Genomic DNA, 18,649 nt, shown 5'->3' on the forward strand with positions numbered 1-18,649 from the left:
TTAAATCTTAAAATATATAGATTTATAAATAATATTTATTTAAAATTTATTGACTAAGAACAAACTAACTGTATAATATGTATATATACAGTATATACATATTATACAGAAAGGAGATAAAATGAACATAATAATTTCAAATGCTTCTGATTTACCCATATATATGCAAATAGTAAATCATATAAAGAAGAACATATTAAGTGGTACTTTAGAAGAAGGAAAAGCTCTACCATCTATAAGAGCATTAGCTAAAGATTTAGGTATAAGTTTTATAACTACTAAAAGAGCTTATGAAGAATTAGAAAAACTAGGACTTATAAACACCGTACCGGGAAAAGGTTGTTACGTATCTTCTTTTAATAAAGAACTAGTATATGAAGCTAAAATGAGAGAGATAGAAGAAAAGTTAGAAGAATCTATAAATCTATCTAAAATGATGGGTTTATCAAAAAGTGAATTAATAGAAATATTAGAGAGTCTATACGAGGGGGAGTAATATGTTAAGACTAGAAAAGGTAAGTAAAGACTTTGATAAATTTAAGTTGGAAGATATATCTTTTGAATTAAAAGAGGGATATATTATGGGACTTATTGGTCATAATGGTAGTGGAAAAACTACTATTATAAAATTAATAATGAATTTACTTAATGTGGATAGTGGAAATATATATTATATGGGAGAAGATATAAATAAAATTTCTAAAAAATTTAAAGAAGAAGTAGGATTTGTATATGATGAATTATATTTTTACGAACATCTTAAGGTTAAAGAATTTAAAAATATAGTTAAAAGTTTTTACAAAAACTTTGAAAATAACAAATTTGATAATTATTTAGAAAAATTTAAAATAGATAAAGACACTAAAATAAAAAACTTATCAAAAGGGCAAAGTATAAAATTAATGCTAGCAAATGCACTAAGTCATAATGCTAAGTTACTAGTACTTGACGAGCCAAGTAGTGGACTTGACCCTATATTTAGAAAAGAAATGATAAGTATAATTCAAGAGGAATTGGAAAGCGGAGATAAATGTGCTATATTTTCGACACATATATTAACTGATTTAGAACAATGTGCAGATTATATAACACTTATAAAAAATGGGAAATTAGTATTAAGTGAAAGTAGTGAATATATAAAAGAAAACTACAAGGTAATAAAAGGAAGTAAAAAAGAATTAGATGATAGTAATATAAATTTTATAAAAAGAGAAGACAAAAATTACTACAGTCAGGGGCTATTTATAGAAAGTGGATACGAAACTACTAATAATATAAGTATAGCAACTATAGAAGATATTATATATTTTATGGGGAGAGATTAAAATGATTAATATTATAAAAACAGATTTAAGGGCATGTTTTATGACAGATTTTAAAACTATTATAAAGTTAGTAGTAGGGCTTTTTATATTTTCATCTATATTAATGGGATTATCTAGTGTAGCAATTCCATTATTTTTAAGTTATATGTTTATATTTAGAAGCTTTTATTTAGATGAATCTAATAAATGTGATTATTTTTTTAATAGTATGCCAATAGATAAAGAAGATATAGTGTATAGTAAATATATAGTATCTACATTAATTATAGTATTATCTATATTATTTACTTATTTTTATTCAAAAATATTAAAGCATATATTTTATGCAGACTTAATGAATACTCAAACAATGTTAAGTACTTTAAATATATTACTTATACTAGTATCTGTATCATTTCCTATAATGTTTAAATATGGATACAAAAAATCTTATATACCTATAAATTTAGTAATGGGTATTATACTTGTATTTAGTTTATATATAACACTAAAGCCAAGAGCTGATATACATATAGAGGGACAAGAAAATTCAATTATAAGTGATCCTAAGCTACTTATTATAAGTGGTATTTGCGTAGTTATTTACATAATATCTATGTATATATCTACTAAAATATACAATAAAAAAGAAGTAGCACTTTAAGGGGGACAATATGAATAAAAAGTTTATAAAAGTAAGTACTATAGTATTAATACCTATAATAGTTTTAATAGGATTTAGTGTATTTTATGTTAAGGATATAAATGATTACTCTTATGATGAGTTTGAAGAAAGAATAAAAATAGAATTTAAAAATTATAAAGAAGATAAATATAGCCATATTTTAACTATAAAGATAACTAATAATTCAAAAGATATAGCTAGTTTATATGATATGGATCTTTCTTTTGACCATACAGAAAAGTTTATGGAAGAATTTGGAGGAATAAGTCCGAGTGATGTAAGAATTGTAGGTCGTGAAGAAGATAGGTTTGAAGAAGGTTATAAGATGGGGATAGACCCAGGAAAAAGTAAAGATATAGTATTTAAAATACCAAAGGGACTTAGTTTAGATGAAAAAGTATTTGATATAAAACACCCTATAATAAATTATAACGTAAGTTTTTATAAGTTTAGAACTTCATCAAACTCACTTATGATAGGAAATGGTAGTGAAGGTGGAAGTAAAACTTTATTCTTAGAGGAGTATTAAAAAAAGAGTAGGTTATACTAATAAAAAGTATTTAAAATTTAAAAGGCTGGTGTTTTTATGAATAACTTTGCTATGATACTTATTGGTATTATACCTATGATTATATGTTTGATTTTATGGATAATGCTTATATATGCATTATTTTTAGGAATAAAAGCTTTGAAAATATATATAAATAAAAATATTTAATAAAATTTGCTTTAGTTGTTTCATAATGACTTATTATATTGCTTAAAATAGCTATCTGTATAGATAGCTATTTTTTATTCTCTAGGAAAAAAATATATATAACTTCAACTATCAAGAAATCAATAGAAAAATCAAAGATAGTGCTGACAAGCAATAATGTATAATAAACATCATATAAATATAAAGGGATATAGTGTACTTACAAAGTAAATTATATAGGAGGGAATATGAAAACTTGTAAAAATTGTAATAATCATTTAGATAAAGACCAAAGATTTTGCAATAAATGTGGATATGACACTTTAAAAGATGATCTTAAGAAAAACAATCTAAAAAACATAATAATGATAGTAGTATTTATACTAGTAGTAATAGCTTTAGTAGTATTTTCACTAAAAGATAATATAGTACAAAGTTATTATATAAAAAAGGGTGATAGTGAAAATCAAAGTAAAGCTATAAACTACTACATAAAAGCCCTAGATGCAAAATATTCTGATGAAGTAGTACAAAAGCTAAAAAGTAAAATAGAGGAAAGTGAAAATTCAGAAATGGAACTTAGTAAGTTAAAAGGTATAGTTAAAAAAGATGACTTAAATAACATGTATCTCAATTTATACATTCAAAAAGCTAAGCAAAATTTTAATAAAGAAAATTACAAAACTACAAGAAAGTATTTAGATCTAGCTAAAGATTATAATTATGATATAGAAACTTTTGAGTACTATGAAGACTTAGTAGCTATAGAAAATGAAGCGAGTGAAAGAGAAAAAGAAGAAAAGCTGGCTAAGGCTAAAGAAGAAACTAAAGAAAAAGAAACTGTATATATAGTAGAAAATAATCATTTTGCCTATAATTATGATAGCACTTATGGAAATGATGAGAGTTATTTTATAATACCTGATAGTCATATAAGATACTTAAGTAAGGAAGAATTATTAAATTATAATAAAAGTCAGCTTGGATATATAAGGAATGAGATATTTGCAAGGTATGGATATATATTTAAAAATGATGTATACAATAACTATTTTAACTCTATGCCTTGGTATTACCCAGATAGTACTTTTTCTGGAAATATAGAAGATTTAAATGATATAGAAAGGTATAATATAGAACTTATAAAAAGTTTAGAATAAAAAATATAGTTAATTATTACTTAATAGTAGAACTATTTATTACAAATATTTATATTTTCATATAAGAAATAAAATATTTAATATAAATATAAAGAGTAAGCTAGGTTATTTATTATATAACTTAACTTACTCTTTTATTATAAACTTATAAACTAAGCTTTTGTTTTAGTTTCTATATTTTCTTCATCTAATTTCTTAGTTTTTAATAAACATATAGCACCAACTACTATAAAGAAGAACCCTCCAATAATGCCAACAGGAGCGGGACCTATAAACATATTAGGATTAGGTATAGATAAGAATATAACGCCCGCTGATGCAAAACCATTTAAACTACCATGAGCAAAAGTAGCTGGAATACAGCTTTTAGTTTTTATAGTTATATAATTAAATATAGCACCAGTCATTATGCAAAATACAACCATAGCAAATATTCCTATAAATGGAGCACCAATATATCCTACACCATAGTTATGTCCCATAGCTATCATAGGCGCGTGCCATATACCCCAAATAACACCAGCTATTAAACTAGATTTAAAGTAACTATTATTTTCTATTAATTTAGGTAACAAATATCCTCTCCAACCTAACTCTTCTCCAAGACAAGGGATAAAGTTTAATATAGGTGATAAAAAAATACTAACAAATAATTGGATAATCATAGCAGATTTAAGCTCTAAATCACTTGGAAGTGCTTGACTTAGTGATTGTAACTGAAGCTTAAGATTTTCCACTCCATTATTCATGCTTAAATCAAGATGAGATGGAAAGATTATAAAGTATAAAGCTGAACCTAGTATAATTAAAATTACAGGTGAAAAATATCCTATAAAGTAGTACTTTATATTTTTTTTGAAGTTTGGCTTTATCCAAATTTCTTTAAAACTAGATTTTGTAATTAAAGTTGTAATCAATACAGATAAGGCAGGCATCATCATGCAAAGTATCAGACCGATAGATGCAAAAGGTCCAGTTAGCCCCCCACTTTTAAATATTATAAATGTTATTGACCAAGTTAGAAAAAAAGTTATTAATAAAAATATGTTTACCTTTTTCATTTTAAAAACCCCTTTATAATTATTGTTTTGTAAATTTTATTAAGTGATGATAGCTTATAAGTTTTATTATATAGTTATATTAAATTATGCTAATTTTATAAATTATTTTAGTGAATTGTTAATTATGAAAAGCATTAGAGTTTAAGCTTTAAGGATATAATATATCCTTAAAGCTATTAGTTATACTGAAAGTAGTGCAATTAATATTATAACAAATGGTAGTATAAAGAATAATTTTCCTTTTAAATGCCCTATATTAATAGTCCATCCAACACCAAATCTTTTATTGACAAATAATGATGGGTCATTAGGATTATTGTAAAAAGTCCCCCATATCCATAAATCATCTTCATCATCAATAGAATATACGGCGTCCTTAGATTTAATTGGCGATTTATAGTATATATAAGTTAAGTATATAGATGATAGTATAATTAATATAGTACAAACTATCATTATAGCTTGATTTATATCACCAGAGTGAGCTATAGCTATTATCATATTTATAAATAAAATTTGAGTAAGGACATTTAATATTAAAAATGCTATACCACTCTGATTTAAAAACCTAAGGTTTGCTTTTTTACTATTTTCAAAATCTTTGCTAGACAGCTTTGCACGAGATTTTAAAGAATAGACAGCTGAGATATATATTATAATTGATATACCAACTTGCATACTTATCATTCCAAATACACTCATAAATGATTTTTCAGTAAAATCATCAGCCTTTCCATTAAATCCCCAGTGGATAGGAATTATATCAGGCATAGAGTTGTATTTAGTTAAAGCATAAATACCAACAATAAAAACTATAATCATAGGTATAGTGTATAATATAGAGTATCTTTTTATGATTCTATTTTTTTCATTTAAGAAATCAGTATCTAATATAATATTAGTTCTTTCTAATTCTATATCATCAACAGTTGATGTTAACTTTCCTTTTAAAGCCTTTACTTTGTTGTAGACATCTATATATATGACAAATTCATATATAGCAAATCCTAGTATTGGAACTATAGAAGATCCTACATAGTTTTTAAGAACATATATCATAAATAAGCAAAGTAAAACGGATGATATAAATCCAAGAGTCAATAAACTTTTAAATCTCTTATCTAATCTCTTAAATTCATCTTTAGTAAAATAATCACTATTTAAGCTAACTCCATAAAATTGTCTTTTACCACTTAAAGCTTGTGTAAAATAAGTAAGTATATATACTAATGCTAAAATAGGTAAATTAATAATTAAAGCTAAAGTATTATTCATAGTCGTTCACCTCATATTTATCAAATAATTTGATACTATACTCTAAAAATTCCTCACGAGGGATACCTAAAAGATAACTTTGTGCTACTAATAAATCTAAATTTGACTTTATATTTTTATCATTAGTATCATTTTTCTGTAGAGGAAGGGAATTTACAACAGCTCCTTTTCTTCTATCTATATTTATGTAACCCTCATCTTTTAGTAAATTATATGCTTTGTTTACTGTGTGTAGATTAACCCCAATTTCACTAGCCATATTTCTGACAGATGGAAGTGATTCATTTATTTTTAAATCACCACTAGCAATCGATTTTATTATTTGTTCCCTTATTTGGGTGTATATAGGAATCTCGCTATTAAAATCTAAATCTAAAAGCATATTGTACCTCCTAATCTATAAATTCTATCTGTTATATATATTATATAACAGATAGGTGGAATGTTACAACTAAAATAAATTTATTTAATACAATTTATTGAAAAAGTTTAAGAGATTTTAAAAATATTAGACGTAGTATATAGTATATAGGGGAGGATATATATGGAAAAAAGAATGATTAAGAAAATAAAAAGAAAAGACCCAAAAGGTCTAGATTATATAATTAATACCTATAGTAGTAAGGTTTATTTTTTAGTAAATAAAATAATAGGCTTTTATGGTAAAGAGGAAATGGAAGAATGCGTAAGTGATGTATTTTATAAGGTGTGGGAAAGTATAAATGAATTTGATGAAAAGAGAGGAGATTTTAGCAAATTTATATATATGAAAACTAAATACTTAGCATTAGACTATAAAAGAAGATTGGAAAAAAGCAAGTTACATAACAATTTAGAGAAGGATATATCAAATGATATAAGTATAGAACATATAGTTCTTGATAGAGAAAGTAGTGAAGAAATTGTAAAAGTTATAAATAGTTTTAAAGAACCTGATAAAACTTACTTTTATCTTAAATATTTTATGTATTATAAGACTGATGACATAGCTAATAAATACAAAACCACGAGGGCATCAGTAGAAAATAGATTATACAGATGTAGATTACAAATAAAAGAAATGCTAGAGAGGAGGTATTAATATGAAAGATAAGTATACACAAAAACTAATTGAATGTATTGAGAATATAGATAAATTAGACTTTAAATTTGATGATTTCAATGAAGATATAAAATTAGATAAAAAAGATATAGAAAATATAAAGAAAAAAACCTATGATAAAATAGGAAAATCCAATTTAAAAAAATACAAAAATAAAAAAATAAGAACTCTAGTAGCATCTATATCATTAATATTAATAATAGGAACTCCTACAATAAGAGCATTAGTAGACCATCTATATAAGTATGATATTTCTAGTGGAAAAATAATAAAAAGTGAAGAAGCTGTATATATCCTAAAAGAACCTATAACTAAAAAAGTAGGTGATGGAAATATAACAATAGATAGCTTTTATATAGATACAAAAGACGAAAATATAATAATAAATGAAACTGCAAAAAATATAAAAGGATTTGAATATATTAAAAGTGAGTTAATAGTAAATAACAAAGATATAATGAAGGATACTTATACAAAATTAGATGAAAATACTTGGACAAAGCATACAGGAACATATATTAATAATAAGTACAATAAAAATGATAAGGTTAAGTACATAATAAAATTAAAAGATAAAAATAATAATATAACTAAAGTTGAATTTGATATAGACTTAATAGAAGCAAAATCAGTTGAAGAATATAATAAAAATATCCCCAAAGATACTAAAAATGATATAACACTAAGTGCTTTAACTACTCAGGAAAATGATAATTTATATATAGATTTTATGGCGATACCTAAAAATGAAAACATGCATTTTGAAGTAGATAACTATGGGAATGATGTAAATGAAAATATAGGTAGTGGAATATATTTAATAGATTCTAATGGGAATAAGATAGAGGGAGAATATGTACTAGAAGGTATTAGTAACAATAGATTTAAATTTAATACTAAAGAATTAGAAAAGCCTTATAAGATAGAAGTAAGTAGTATTGATATAGGTATTAATAGAGAGGGACAAAAGCTTAAAAGTACAAAGGTAAAATTACCGAAGCTAAAAGTTAATGAGAAGTTAGAAATTTATAAAACTATAGATATCAAAGATAAAAATAATGAGTTAACATTTAAAAACAGCAAAGTAATAATCGAAAGTGTAGAAAGGAAAATACTAAACAAAGAAGATGTTTATAATATAAAGATTGCTTATCCAGATAACAAAGATAATAATGTGAAGCTAAATTATATAAGTATAGATCCTATACCGAGTATATTGGGTGGATTTAAATCTAATTTTGTTAGTTCATCACAAGATGCCATAAAAGATGGGATGTATGGAAATATTGATATATATATGAGTAATAAAGGTACAAATAAACCCAGAGGTACGGAATTTAATATGTCACCATCTGATTATACAGTAAATGGACCTTGGGTAATAAAGTTAATTGATTAGAAAAATAACTCTATGAATTATAATAAGACGGGGTATATACCCTGTCTTTTTGGATTAAATAAGTATAGTTACAAAAATATTCAGAAAATATTTCTTGGGAAATTTATATTAATTATTTAAACATAAATCAATATCACTTGCACTTGTTTTTAAATGCGCAAATTTTTATAGTATTTACTGTATTTATGAGGATAACATGATAGAATTATTTTATCAACTCCATTATATATTTGGTAAATTGTATCTATGGATTTATTAGACTCAGTATAATAAAGAGACAGTATTACTATAAGTTTATTTACAATTATAAGTATATACTTCAAGTGAACTTTTTATATATTCAACACTTGCTTTCTTAATATTTTTATTTTACTTCCTACGCCTATATATACTTATCATATAAAGCTTTGACGAGTATCAAAAAAATGTTATATAGAGAATTAATAATTTAAATAAAGTAAAATGTTATGGTGAAGTATACTATGAAGGGATAATAAAAAAGTATAAAAGAGTAAAAATAATGTTAACATAATGTTTGAAATTGTAAACTATAAACACCTAAATAAGAGACCAATTATAATAGGTAGAGAATTAGGTTTTAAAAGATTAATAGAATTAGATGAAGCTGTAGTAGGTAGAACAATAAAAATGTGTAGTAATTACCTAGTAGGATTAAATTATTTTATATAAAGTCTTTGCAAGATTCGACGTCATCATTGAAATCCAAAAAAGTATTATCGTAGTATAGGAATTTATTATTATATATAATAAGCGCTATATAGAGTTTAACTCTACGGATTGTTTATTGCATAGAAAAACAAATTACCATAAAATTGTATATGCGTTTACAATGATATTAGGTAGTAACATTTTGTAAAGCAAGTTATTACGGAATATATAGGAGATAAGTTATGGATAGATCAAGAAAAAAAGAATTAATACAACAATACAAAGAAATGAAACCAGAGATGGGGGTATATATGTTTAAGTCTATAAACACAAATACTGTTTATTTAGGTTGTGACAAAAATATAAAAGCAACAATAAATGGTGATAGATTTAAATTAAATTTAAACAATCATAGATGTAAAAAACTTCAAAAAGATTGGAATGAAAATAAAGAAGAGAACTTTGAAATAAAGATAGTAGAGATACTTCCTTATGATAAGGATGAAGGTAAAGTTGATTATAGTGAAGAGCTAAAAATATTAAGAGAAATGTGTAAAGATAAATTTATCAATGAAAATGTAGAGGAAATATAGAAAGTAGAATTTAAGCTGACTCAAAAGCGATGAGAAATATTAAAATTTTGAGTTATGGTATAATTAAATTAATCAACTAATTCAAGAAAATTTAGATTCTCAGTCATGTACCAATGGCAAAAATAAAAAAGATCTTTATTCGATTAAATATTGAAACATGTCTTTTTTATTTATAATTATTATTTGAATCTAGTTAATTTTAAGAATATAATAATTATAAATAGATAGAAGTTACAACTTTAGGGGGGAGCATATTGAAGTCAAAGGTTAATATTTTCAAATATAACCAGAACATGAATAGTAAAGATTTTGAAATTTTCTATTATAAAGATATAGTCAAAAATGAAATTCCAATACATATACATGATTTTTATGAAGTATGTGTTTTCTTATCTGGTAATATTAAGTATAGAGTTAATGACTTAGAGTACAAACTAAGGCATGGTGACGTTATATTAATTTCTCCAGGCGAGGAGCATGGACCTATATTTTTAGATACTAAGAATACATATGAGCGTATGGTTTTATGGATAAGTAAGTCTTATATGGAAAAAATATCGACAATGAAAAGTGACCTATCTTTATGTTTTAATAAAAATTCCATTTATTATTGCAACTATTTACATCCAAATGCACCAGATTGCAAATACATAATTTCTATGTTAGATCAGTTAGTAGATGAGTATTATCGTGATGATTATTATCGTGATGATTATGCAAGTGATATATACGCCACTTCTATATTAGGGCTAATGTTAGCTAAGTTTAATAGAATGAGTATGAATCAAGTTGGCTGCATATCTAATGGGGTAGGGAATGGATTTCTAATATCTTATATTGTTGATTATATAAATAAACATTATAACGAAAAAATAACATTAGATTACCTAGAGAAGTACTTTTTTGTAAGTAAATATTATATTTCTCATGAATTTAAGAAACTTTTAGGCATTTCAATAGGTCAGTATATAACACATAAACGGTTGGAAAATGCAAAAAAATTAATGCATCAAGGGTTATTACCAAGCAAGATATATGAAAAATGCGGTTATAATGATTATGCTACATTTTACAGAGCATTTAAAATGGAGAATAATATGACACCAAGTGAATATATGAAAAAAATAAACAATAACAGCAAGATTACCAATACTAACAACAAAATATAATATTCAAAATGTTTTCTCGGTATACTAGTATATAGTATATGAAGCAATATTTAAGTTATTATTTATATTTATAATACTTAATACATTCAGGAGGGAGGGACTATTTTAATATAAAGTTATAACGACATATTGCTACATACATTAAAATCATTTTTAAAATTCTTGAAAACGATATCTTAAGGGGGAGAATAATGGGGATTAAACTTGAGAGTAGTCAAAGAAAGTTTGGTTTTAAAGATATGATAGGATATACATTAGGTGATACTGGTGGAAGTTTTATTAATTTATATGTAGATTCATTCTTTTTAACATTTTGTACTTATGTTTTAGGAATATCACCATTTTACATGGGAACACTATTTTTAGTTTCACGTTTATGGGATGCTATAAATGACCCTATTATGGGATCTTTTCCAGATAGATGGAGAATAGGTAAATCAGGAGACAAGTTTAAACCATGGATAAAGATATTTATAGTTCCATTAGCTATATCAGGGGTATTATGTTTTACAGATGTATCTTCATTTAATGATACGGCAAAACATGTATGGGTATCTGTAGCGTACATATTATACGGTATGTGTTATACAGGAACATCTATGCCATATGGATCAATGGCAGCTGTAATAACTCAAGATCCAGTTGAAAGAACTAAATTATCTAGTGCTCGCTCTCTTGGAGGAATGATTGTTGGATTTGGTGCTTTAGCAGCCTTACCTCAAATTTTATTTGATAAAAGTGGAAATGTTGTACCATCAGCATTTTTTAAAGTTGCTATTGTATTTGGATTATTATCTATACTTTGTTATATAGGATTACTAACACTTACAACAGAAAGATATAGTCAAGAAAAAAATACAGGTAGCAAGTTCAACTATCTTAAGGTTTTAAAAAGTGTAGTAAAAAATAGACCTTTAATTGGTGTAATGGTAGCTACAGTAGGTTCATTATTATATATTACTGCTAATAGTTCAATGGGTACATATTTATATAAAGAGTATTATAATGCTCCTCAAATATTAACAATAGCTACTATTGCAACTTTACCAATTACAATACTATGTGTAGTATTTATACCTGCGCTTACTAAAAAATTTGGTAAAAGAAACTTAATACTTTATACAGTTTTATTTAATACAGTTGGTTCTGTAGGTTTATTCTTGGTACCGATACCAAACCCGTATGTGTTTTTAATTCTAAATACTATATTCTGTATAGGGCAAAGTGTATTTACAGTTATAATTTGGGCTTTAGTAACAGATTGTCTAGATTATCATGAGTGGATAACAGGTGAACGTAATGATGGGTCAATGTACTCTATATATACATTTTCTCGTAAAATAGGGTCAACTTTAGCTTCAACAGTGGCAAGTTATGCCTTAGGGTTAATAGGATATGTTGCAGGAGCTGCATCTCAACCAATAGGTTTTGCTGAAAATATAAGATACTTAAGCACAGGTATAATAGTTGTAACATGTATACTTGAACTTATAGGGATAGGTTTAATATTTAATTTAAATAATAAAAAAACCCAGCAAATGTATAGTGAGTTAAAACAAAGAAGATAAAGGGGAGAATAATAAATGCGTACTCGTTTTTTACCTAGATTAACAAATTATGAGGTTGAAAAATATTTAGATAAAAATGATATTATAATAGTTCCAGTTGGAACAGTAGAGATGCACGGTGCAATGCCATTAGATTGTGAAACAGTAATTTCTGAAGCTTTTGCATTGAAAATGGCAGAAAAAGTTAATGGATTAGTACTTAATAATTTACCATATTTTTATGCAGGAGCTACGGCTTCAGGTAGAGGTACAGTTCAAGTAAGTATAAGGGCTGGAATAGATTATTTATATCAAATAGCTAAAAGTTTATTAACAAAAGGTTTTAAAAGACAGATATATATAAGTTTTCATGGACCAGCACATATGACTTGTAGCCCGATGGTTAGAGATTTCTTTGATGATACTAAAGTGCCAATACTATACTTAGACTTATGTATGTCGATGTTTAAGAAGTCATCTGGAGTATTTAAAGACATTAATGATTTTCATTACATATCATTTGGTGCATATGAGATAATGGGAAGATTAGAAGATATACCACTTAGCACAGGCGAAGGAATGGATTTTTCAGAACAAGTAGAGCAAACAGTTGCCTTTGCAAATCCTTTATTTGATATGGCTTATCAATCTGGATCTATAGGATATTATTTTGGAGATCCTAAAGACCATATGCCAACTCCTAAAGTTGAATCTGCAGAACAAAGATTAGAATATGCTAAACGTGGTATAGAGCTTATAGAACAAATTGTTGATGATATAGATATGGAGAATGTAGTTAAAATGATGAATGATTTAGATAAATTTTATAATGAAGAAGTGGCTCCTAAATATGGAGAGTGGTTACCAAGAACTAGAGTATAGAGATAAATAATAATATAATATTTATAAAGATAGAGGATATAAGTATATTTTAAAAAATTTACTTATATCCTTTTTTACGATTATCAACATATAGATAGAACTTCTCGATTATTATTTAAATTATATCACAAAATATCTGTATAAAATTAAATACATAGAGAATGTAGTAATCTAGATTTTCTTGTAAAGTAATGTTACAATGTTTAAGGTTATTGGAAAAATAAGGATGTGAACTTGATGAAAAAGAAAATATTATTTTTAGCAATTATTTTTATATTTATAATAACAATAGGTAATTGCATTTATCCTAAAAAGGAACAACTCTCTAAGAGAGAAAAGGTAGAGGACTTTGAGTATGTGTATAATACTATCAAAAATGGATATCCTTATCTAGATGTAAATAAGAGATGTAACAATATAGATTGGCTAGGAAATAAGGATAAATATCTAAAAAGAATTAAAAATACTAAAAATGACGAAGAATTTATAGAAGAAATGTCATCTATATTATCTGACCTAGATAATAGGCACACTGAATTAATAGATAATAAAAAACGATATGAACTTTTTAAAAAATCATATTCTAATAATAATTGGTATGACTTTCTTGACGATAAAAAAGTGGTAGATAGATATAATTCTATAAAGCCTAAAATAAAAATATCAAAGGATATTTTTTTTAAAAAAGAGTTAATTTTAAAAGATGTAATTAAAGATAAGGTTGGATACATATATTTACCATCAATGGCATCAAAGAATGGATCTACAGATAAAGATCTAAAGATGATTGGAGATTATATTAGTACATTAGGAAAACATAAAGCTTTAATTATTGATATAAGAGGAAATTTAGGAGGAAGCGATAGGTATTGGCAAGGAATAGTATCTAAGCTTATAAAAAATGATATTAAAGTAAATGGCTATAGAACTTATAGAAATAATAGTGAAATCGTTAAAAAATATATCGATGTAAGACATATAAAGTTAGAACCTATAGAAAAGCTACCAATGAATGTAAAGAAGAATGCGCCAGAGGAAACTTTAAAAAAGTTTAGTGATTTTGAAAATACGTTTTATACTATAAAAGCTAATCCTAATTTAAAATTTGAAGGCAGTATATACTTGCTTGTAGATGGAAAAATATATTCATCATCAGAGTCATTTTCTATGTTTTGCAAGGGAACTAAATTTGCAACATTAATAGGACAAACTACTGGAGGAGATGGTGGAGGACTAGATCCTGTGTTGTTTAAGTTAAAAAACAGTGGCTTAATAGCGAGGATGGCAAGTGGTATGTATTTAAACAAAGATGGAATATGTGATGAAGAGTTTAAAACCACTCCAGATTTTAAAATAAAAGATTGCAAAAGGACTGTGAATTTTAAAGACGATAACTGCATAAAAAAGGTATTAGAACTTGAAAATATCAATGATTAAATAACAAACAAAGTTAAATAAAGTTACCTTCTTAATATTATTAAAAATAATAAATAGGATGTAATTAAATTGTTTTCACACAAGTATATTACATCCTATTTATCATTTTTATTACCTTTCTTTTATCAATTTATTAACAGCAGATACATCAGCAGGAGCCCACTTTAAAGAATCTAAGTTTTCTCTTTTTAACCATATAAGCTTAGAATGCTCGCAAGCTATTGGATTACCTTCAACTAACTTACACTTTAAACATATAAGATTTACAATGAAATTTTCATATTCATGATCGATATCATTAAATATATCTATAGCTTTAACATTACATTTTAACTCTTCTTTTATTTCGCGCTCTATAGCTTCATATAATGATTCGCCTTCTTCAACTTTACCGCCTGGAAACTCCCACATATTTGGAAGTACCATTTGTGGTGATCTAAGCGCGCATAATATTTCATTATTATCATTTTCTATTATAGCAGCAACTACTTTTACCTTTTTCTTCATTCGTTTCACCTCTAGTTTTTTTATATTTACTTATTATACTCTATGTTTAATACATTATAAATATATAAGTATAGATATTGTAATAGGAAAATAATTGAATAATATATAATATAATTAAATCTAAAAATGGTAAAAAGTATACAACATTTAAAAGTATATAATTTATATGACCTAATAAGGGTAAAAATAATATAGAATATAATAAATAGAGTAAAAGGAGTGTTAACATTGAAAATAACATATATTCATCATAGTAGCTTTTGTTTAGAGCTTGAAAAAAATATCTTACTATTTGATTACTTTGAAGGAAATTTACCAGACTTTGACAAAAACAAAAAACTTTATATTTTTGCAAGTCATAGTCATAGTGACCATTTTAGTCCGGTAATATTTTACTTAAGGTCAAAGTATAAAAATATAAAATACATATTATCAGATGATATAAAAGTTAAAAAAGAAGAAGATATTCACCTTGTAAAAGAAAATGAAACAGTGTATATTGATGACTTAAAAATAGAAACTTTAAAATCAACAGATCTAGGAGTAGCATTTGTAATAACTGTAGAAGGTAAAACTATTTACCATGCAGGTGATTTGAATTGGTGGCATTGGGAAGGTGAAATTGATAGTGAAAATAAAAAGATGGAAAAGATGTATAAACATGAAATAGAAAAGATAAAAGATAGATACTTTGATATTGCATTTGTACCACTTGATTCTAGACAAGGAAAATACTTTTATTTAGGATTTGATGAATTTATGAGAAACACTAATACTAAATTAGCTTTTCCTATGCATTGTTGCGGGGACTATTCTCTTGTAGATAAGTTATCTAAAATGGAGGAATCTAAAGATTATAAGGATAGAATTATTCATGTTAATGAAATAAATAGAGAATTTGATATCAAGTAATAAGTAAGTAGAACATATTGATAGTTACAAAAGAAATTTATACTGTATATAATGATAAACATATAGAATAAAATAGGGTATCGTGAAATACGATACCCTATTTTATTATACTTATAATATTTTTAGTATTCGAATGGAATTTTGTATAACTAAGTTTCATTAAGTAGTATCCTTTAAATGTATAAATTTATAAGAATAATTGCTTATATTTATATAGTTGTAAAATATATTTATAATTTAAATTTAAAAATAAATTTTACTATTAATTTGAAAAAAAGGCAAAATAATGTATAATTATATATAAATACAGTAAAAATAAAAAGCATAGGAGGAAGAAATTGAAAAAAGTTGCTATATATACTTGTGGGGATGTTTCACAAAGGTGTACCGCTAATGGATGCTTTAGAGCATTTAATGAATGTAAAGATTCATTTGAAAGATATGAAGGTAATTGTAAATTAGTTGCTTTTAATACTTGTAATGGTTGTGATGAAAAGCCATTAGAAAGTTTAGATATAAAAATAGAAAAATTAAAAAAAGCAGAAGTTGATGTAATACATATATCTACATGCATAAGAGGGAGATGCTCTCATTATGAAGAGTATGCTAAAGAATTTGCTAAACATTTTGAAGTAATTGGATATACACACGGGTCAAAAGAAGGTAAAAAGAACAATAATATAAACATACTAAAAAGTGAATAATTACAGTAAAGCCAAGCTTAAGACTTGGCTTTACTATACAATAAATAAAGATTATCTATTTTTAGAAAATTTAAATAGAAAAAGTTATGTAGCTATTTAATTGGGTAATATTATATACGAGGTGATAAAATGGATAACTTAGAAAATAGTTGTATACCTGATAATGGAAATTGCTCAGAGGCTTTTAAAATAAGAATTGTTTTTGAAAGTATTTTAATAGGAGTAGGTGTAGGATTTATAGTTTCCTTGTATAGGTTATGCTCCAAATATGCAGAAAAAATTAGTTTAAATATATATAATTTTATGGCTAATCACTTGGAATATGTAATTTTGGGAATACTAGTGTTTGCTATTATAGGATATATTGTTGGATATTCAGTTGAGAAAAATCCTATGATATCAGGTAGTGGTATTCCACAAATTGAAGGCTGTTTAAAAGGAAGATTAAAAATAATTCATTCTTTTAAAATTTTAGTAAGTAAATTTGTAAATGGTGTACTAGCAATGGGAGCTGGACTATCTCTTGGTATAGAAGGTCCATCTATTCAATTAGGTGGGAGTTTTGCACATGCTATATCTAGACGATTTAAACTAAGTAAAAAAGAATTTGTATATTTATATTCAACAGGAGCGGGAGCTGGTCTTGCAGCAGCATTTAATGCACCATTTGCTGGAGTTATGTTTATCTTAGAAGAAGTACATAAAAGTTTTTCGCCAGTACTATTTATAACAGCTGTTGCAGCTTGTGTAAGTTCTGATTTAGTTACATGGATATTTTTTGGAGAAACACATACTTTAATAGTTGATAAAGTTTTAAATATGCCAGCTAATTACTACATATCTTTAATAGTACTTGGAATAATTATTGGGTTAAGTGGAGTTATATATAATAAAGGATTACTTAAAACTATAGACATATATTCAAATATAAATACAAAACTAAGATATAAAATGATTATACCTTTTATGTTAGCTATTGTATTTGGCATGTTTTTACCTCAAGTTTTAGGTGGTGGGGATAAGCTTATAAATAGTATATTAGCTAGTGGACTTACTATTAAATTAGCTATAATATTATTAATAGGAAAATATATATTCTCACTTATAAGTTTTGCACCAGGAACTCCTGGAGGTATACTATTTCCTATTTTAACATTAGGTGGATTAGTAGGAATTATATTTGGAAAAGTTTTAGTTTTAATGGGAGCTATAGATACTTCATATTTAAATAACTTTATATTATTAGCAATGGCAGGGATGTTTACATCTGTTGTCAGAGCTCCTATTACTGGATTTATATTAGTATTTGAAATGAGTGGAGCACTTACTCAGCTAGGACCTATTATAGTAGTCTGTGGGGTTGCGTATTTAGTAGCTAATTTATTAAATTGCCCTCCTATTTATGATTCTTTACTTGAAAATAAAGTTAAAGCTTATGATAAAATTAAAGAAAGCAGTAAATAATATTTAGATAGAAAAAAGCCAAGCATTAAGCTTGGCTTTTTATTTTAGTTTATTTAGCTTTTAATAGTAATTCACTTTGTTT

At 25.6% G+C, this 18,649-nt stretch carries 20 protein-coding genes; 16 read left to right on the forward strand and 4 right to left on the reverse strand.

Features of this window, described 5'->3' with window-relative positions:
- The first annotated feature begins 121 nt into the window (after positions 1-121).
- From I4U66_RS12905 to I4U66_RS12925, 5 genes are all read left to right on the forward strand, one after another.
- The gene (locus tag I4U66_RS12905) at positions 122-496 is read left to right on the forward strand and encodes a GntR family transcriptional regulator (RefSeq protein ID WP_166505326.1); all 375 of its coding nucleotides are present in this window, start codon (positions 122-124) and stop codon (positions 494-496) included.
- Position 497: 1 nt separating this feature from the next.
- Entirely contained in the window at positions 498-1,325 is an 828-nt protein-coding gene (locus I4U66_RS12910) for an ABC transporter ATP-binding protein (protein WP_166505327.1), read from the forward strand.
- Position 1,326: 1 nt separating this feature from the next.
- Positions 1,327-1,968 carry an ABC-2 transporter permease gene (locus I4U66_RS12915; RefSeq protein WP_195929155.1) on the forward strand — a complete coding sequence of 214 codons (642 nt, stop codon included), beginning with the start codon at positions 1,327-1,329 and terminating at the stop codon, positions 1,966-1,968.
- A 10-nt stretch (positions 1,969-1,978) separates the two neighbouring features.
- Complete coding sequence (locus I4U66_RS12920) at positions 1,979-2,518, forward strand: hypothetical protein (RefSeq protein WP_092926056.1); 540 nt, start codon at positions 1,979-1,981, stop codon at positions 2,516-2,518.
- Between the two features lie 416 nt (positions 2,519-2,934).
- Positions 2,935-3,846, forward strand: coding sequence for a YARHG domain-containing protein (locus tag I4U66_RS12925; RefSeq protein ID WP_092926054.1), 912 nt, complete (start codon positions 2,935-2,937; stop codon positions 3,844-3,846).
- Between the two features lie 152 nt (positions 3,847-3,998).
- Here I4U66_RS12925 and I4U66_RS12930 read toward each other — a convergent pair whose 3' ends face one another.
- The 3 genes from I4U66_RS12930 to I4U66_RS12940 all read right to left on the reverse strand — a co-directional run bounded on the left by I4U66_RS12930 (position 3,999) and on the right by I4U66_RS12940 (position 6,564).
- Positions 3,999-4,907 carry a CPBP family intramembrane glutamic endopeptidase gene (locus tag I4U66_RS12930; protein ID WP_092926052.1) on the reverse strand — a complete coding sequence of 303 codons (909 nt, stop codon included), beginning with the start codon at positions 4,905-4,907 and terminating at the stop codon, positions 3,999-4,001.
- A 180-nt stretch (positions 4,908-5,087) separates the two neighbouring features.
- Complete coding sequence (locus I4U66_RS12935) at positions 5,088-6,182, reverse strand: DUF5808 domain-containing protein (protein ID WP_195929157.1); 1,095 nt, start codon at positions 6,180-6,182, stop codon at positions 5,088-5,090.
- Complete coding sequence (locus tag I4U66_RS12940) at positions 6,175-6,564, reverse strand: GntR family transcriptional regulator (protein ID WP_195929159.1); 390 nt, start codon at positions 6,562-6,564, stop codon at positions 6,175-6,177. Before I4U66_RS12940 ends, I4U66_RS12935 begins: the two co-directional genes overlap by 8 nt.
- Before the next feature lie 162 nt (positions 6,565-6,726).
- Between I4U66_RS12940 and I4U66_RS12945 the strand changes: the two genes are divergently transcribed.
- The 8 genes from I4U66_RS12945 (at position 6,727) to I4U66_RS12980 (ending at position 14,980) form a co-directional block, all read left to right on the forward strand.
- Positions 6,727-7,263: a sigma-70 family RNA polymerase sigma factor gene (locus I4U66_RS12945; protein WP_195929161.1), complete on the forward strand. Its 537-nt coding sequence runs from the start codon at positions 6,727-6,729 to the stop codon at positions 7,261-7,263.
- Between the two features lies 1 nt (position 7,264).
- On the forward strand, positions 7,265-8,683 hold the full coding sequence (locus tag I4U66_RS12950) for a hypothetical protein (RefSeq protein ID WP_195929163.1): 1,419 nt from the start codon (positions 7,265-7,267) through the stop codon (positions 8,681-8,683).
- Positions 8,684-9,214: 531 nt separating this feature from the next.
- Positions 9,215-9,373 (forward strand): hypothetical protein, encoded by a 159-nt coding sequence (locus I4U66_RS12955; RefSeq protein WP_176698684.1) that lies wholly within the window; start codon positions 9,215-9,217, stop codon positions 9,371-9,373.
- 221 nt (positions 9,374-9,594) lie between these two features.
- Complete coding sequence (locus tag I4U66_RS12960) at positions 9,595-9,945, forward strand: GIY-YIG nuclease family protein (protein ID WP_092926043.1); 351 nt, start codon at positions 9,595-9,597, stop codon at positions 9,943-9,945.
- A 254-nt stretch (positions 9,946-10,199) separates the two neighbouring features.
- Positions 10,200-11,114: an AraC family transcriptional regulator gene (locus I4U66_RS12965; RefSeq protein ID WP_195929165.1), complete on the forward strand. Its 915-nt coding sequence runs from the start codon at positions 10,200-10,202 to the stop codon at positions 11,112-11,114.
- 191 nt (positions 11,115-11,305) lie between these two features.
- Positions 11,306-12,682 carry an MFS transporter gene (locus I4U66_RS12970; RefSeq protein WP_195929167.1) on the forward strand — a complete coding sequence of 459 codons (1,377 nt, stop codon included), beginning with the start codon at positions 11,306-11,308 and terminating at the stop codon, positions 12,680-12,682.
- Positions 12,683-12,697: 15 nt separating this feature from the next.
- On the forward strand, positions 12,698-13,543 hold the full coding sequence (locus I4U66_RS12975) for a creatininase family protein (protein WP_092926037.1): 846 nt from the start codon (positions 12,698-12,700) through the stop codon (positions 13,541-13,543).
- Between the two features lie 237 nt (positions 13,544-13,780).
- Positions 13,781-14,980 (forward strand): S41 family peptidase, encoded by a 1,200-nt coding sequence (locus I4U66_RS12980; protein WP_195929169.1) that lies wholly within the window; start codon positions 13,781-13,783, stop codon positions 14,978-14,980.
- A 111-nt stretch (positions 14,981-15,091) separates the two neighbouring features.
- Here the strand turns inward: I4U66_RS12980 and I4U66_RS12985 are convergent, their stop codons facing one another.
- Positions 15,092-15,487 carry a (deoxy)nucleoside triphosphate pyrophosphohydrolase gene (locus I4U66_RS12985; RefSeq protein ID WP_195581099.1) on the reverse strand — a complete coding sequence of 132 codons (396 nt, stop codon included), beginning with the start codon at positions 15,485-15,487 and terminating at the stop codon, positions 15,092-15,094.
- 228 nt (positions 15,488-15,715) lie between these two features.
- Here I4U66_RS12985 and I4U66_RS12990 point away from each other — a divergent pair, with 228 nt between their 5' ends.
- The 3 genes from I4U66_RS12990 to I4U66_RS13000 all read left to right on the forward strand — a co-directional run bounded on the left by I4U66_RS12990 (position 15,716) and on the right by I4U66_RS13000 (position 18,567).
- Complete coding sequence (locus I4U66_RS12990; RefSeq protein ID WP_195929171.1) at positions 15,716-16,399, forward strand: MBL fold metallo-hydrolase; 684 nt, start codon at positions 15,716-15,718, stop codon at positions 16,397-16,399.
- 338 nt (positions 16,400-16,737) lie between these two features.
- The gene (locus tag I4U66_RS12995) at positions 16,738-17,103 is read left to right on the forward strand and encodes a CGGC domain-containing protein (RefSeq protein WP_195237674.1); all 366 of its coding nucleotides are present in this window, start codon (positions 16,738-16,740) and stop codon (positions 17,101-17,103) included.
- A gap of 129 nt (positions 17,104-17,232) precedes the next feature.
- Positions 17,233-18,567: a ClC family H(+)/Cl(-) exchange transporter gene (locus tag I4U66_RS13000; RefSeq protein WP_195929173.1), complete on the forward strand. Its 1,335-nt coding sequence runs from the start codon at positions 17,233-17,235 to the stop codon at positions 18,565-18,567.
- Positions 18,568-18,649 lie beyond the last annotated feature (82 nt).

It is taken from the genome of Romboutsia sp. D33t1_170424_H2 (genome assembly GCF_015669105.1).
GTDB classification, from domain to species: Bacteria; Bacillota; Clostridia; order Peptostreptococcales; family Peptostreptococcaceae; genus Romboutsia_C; species Romboutsia_C hominis.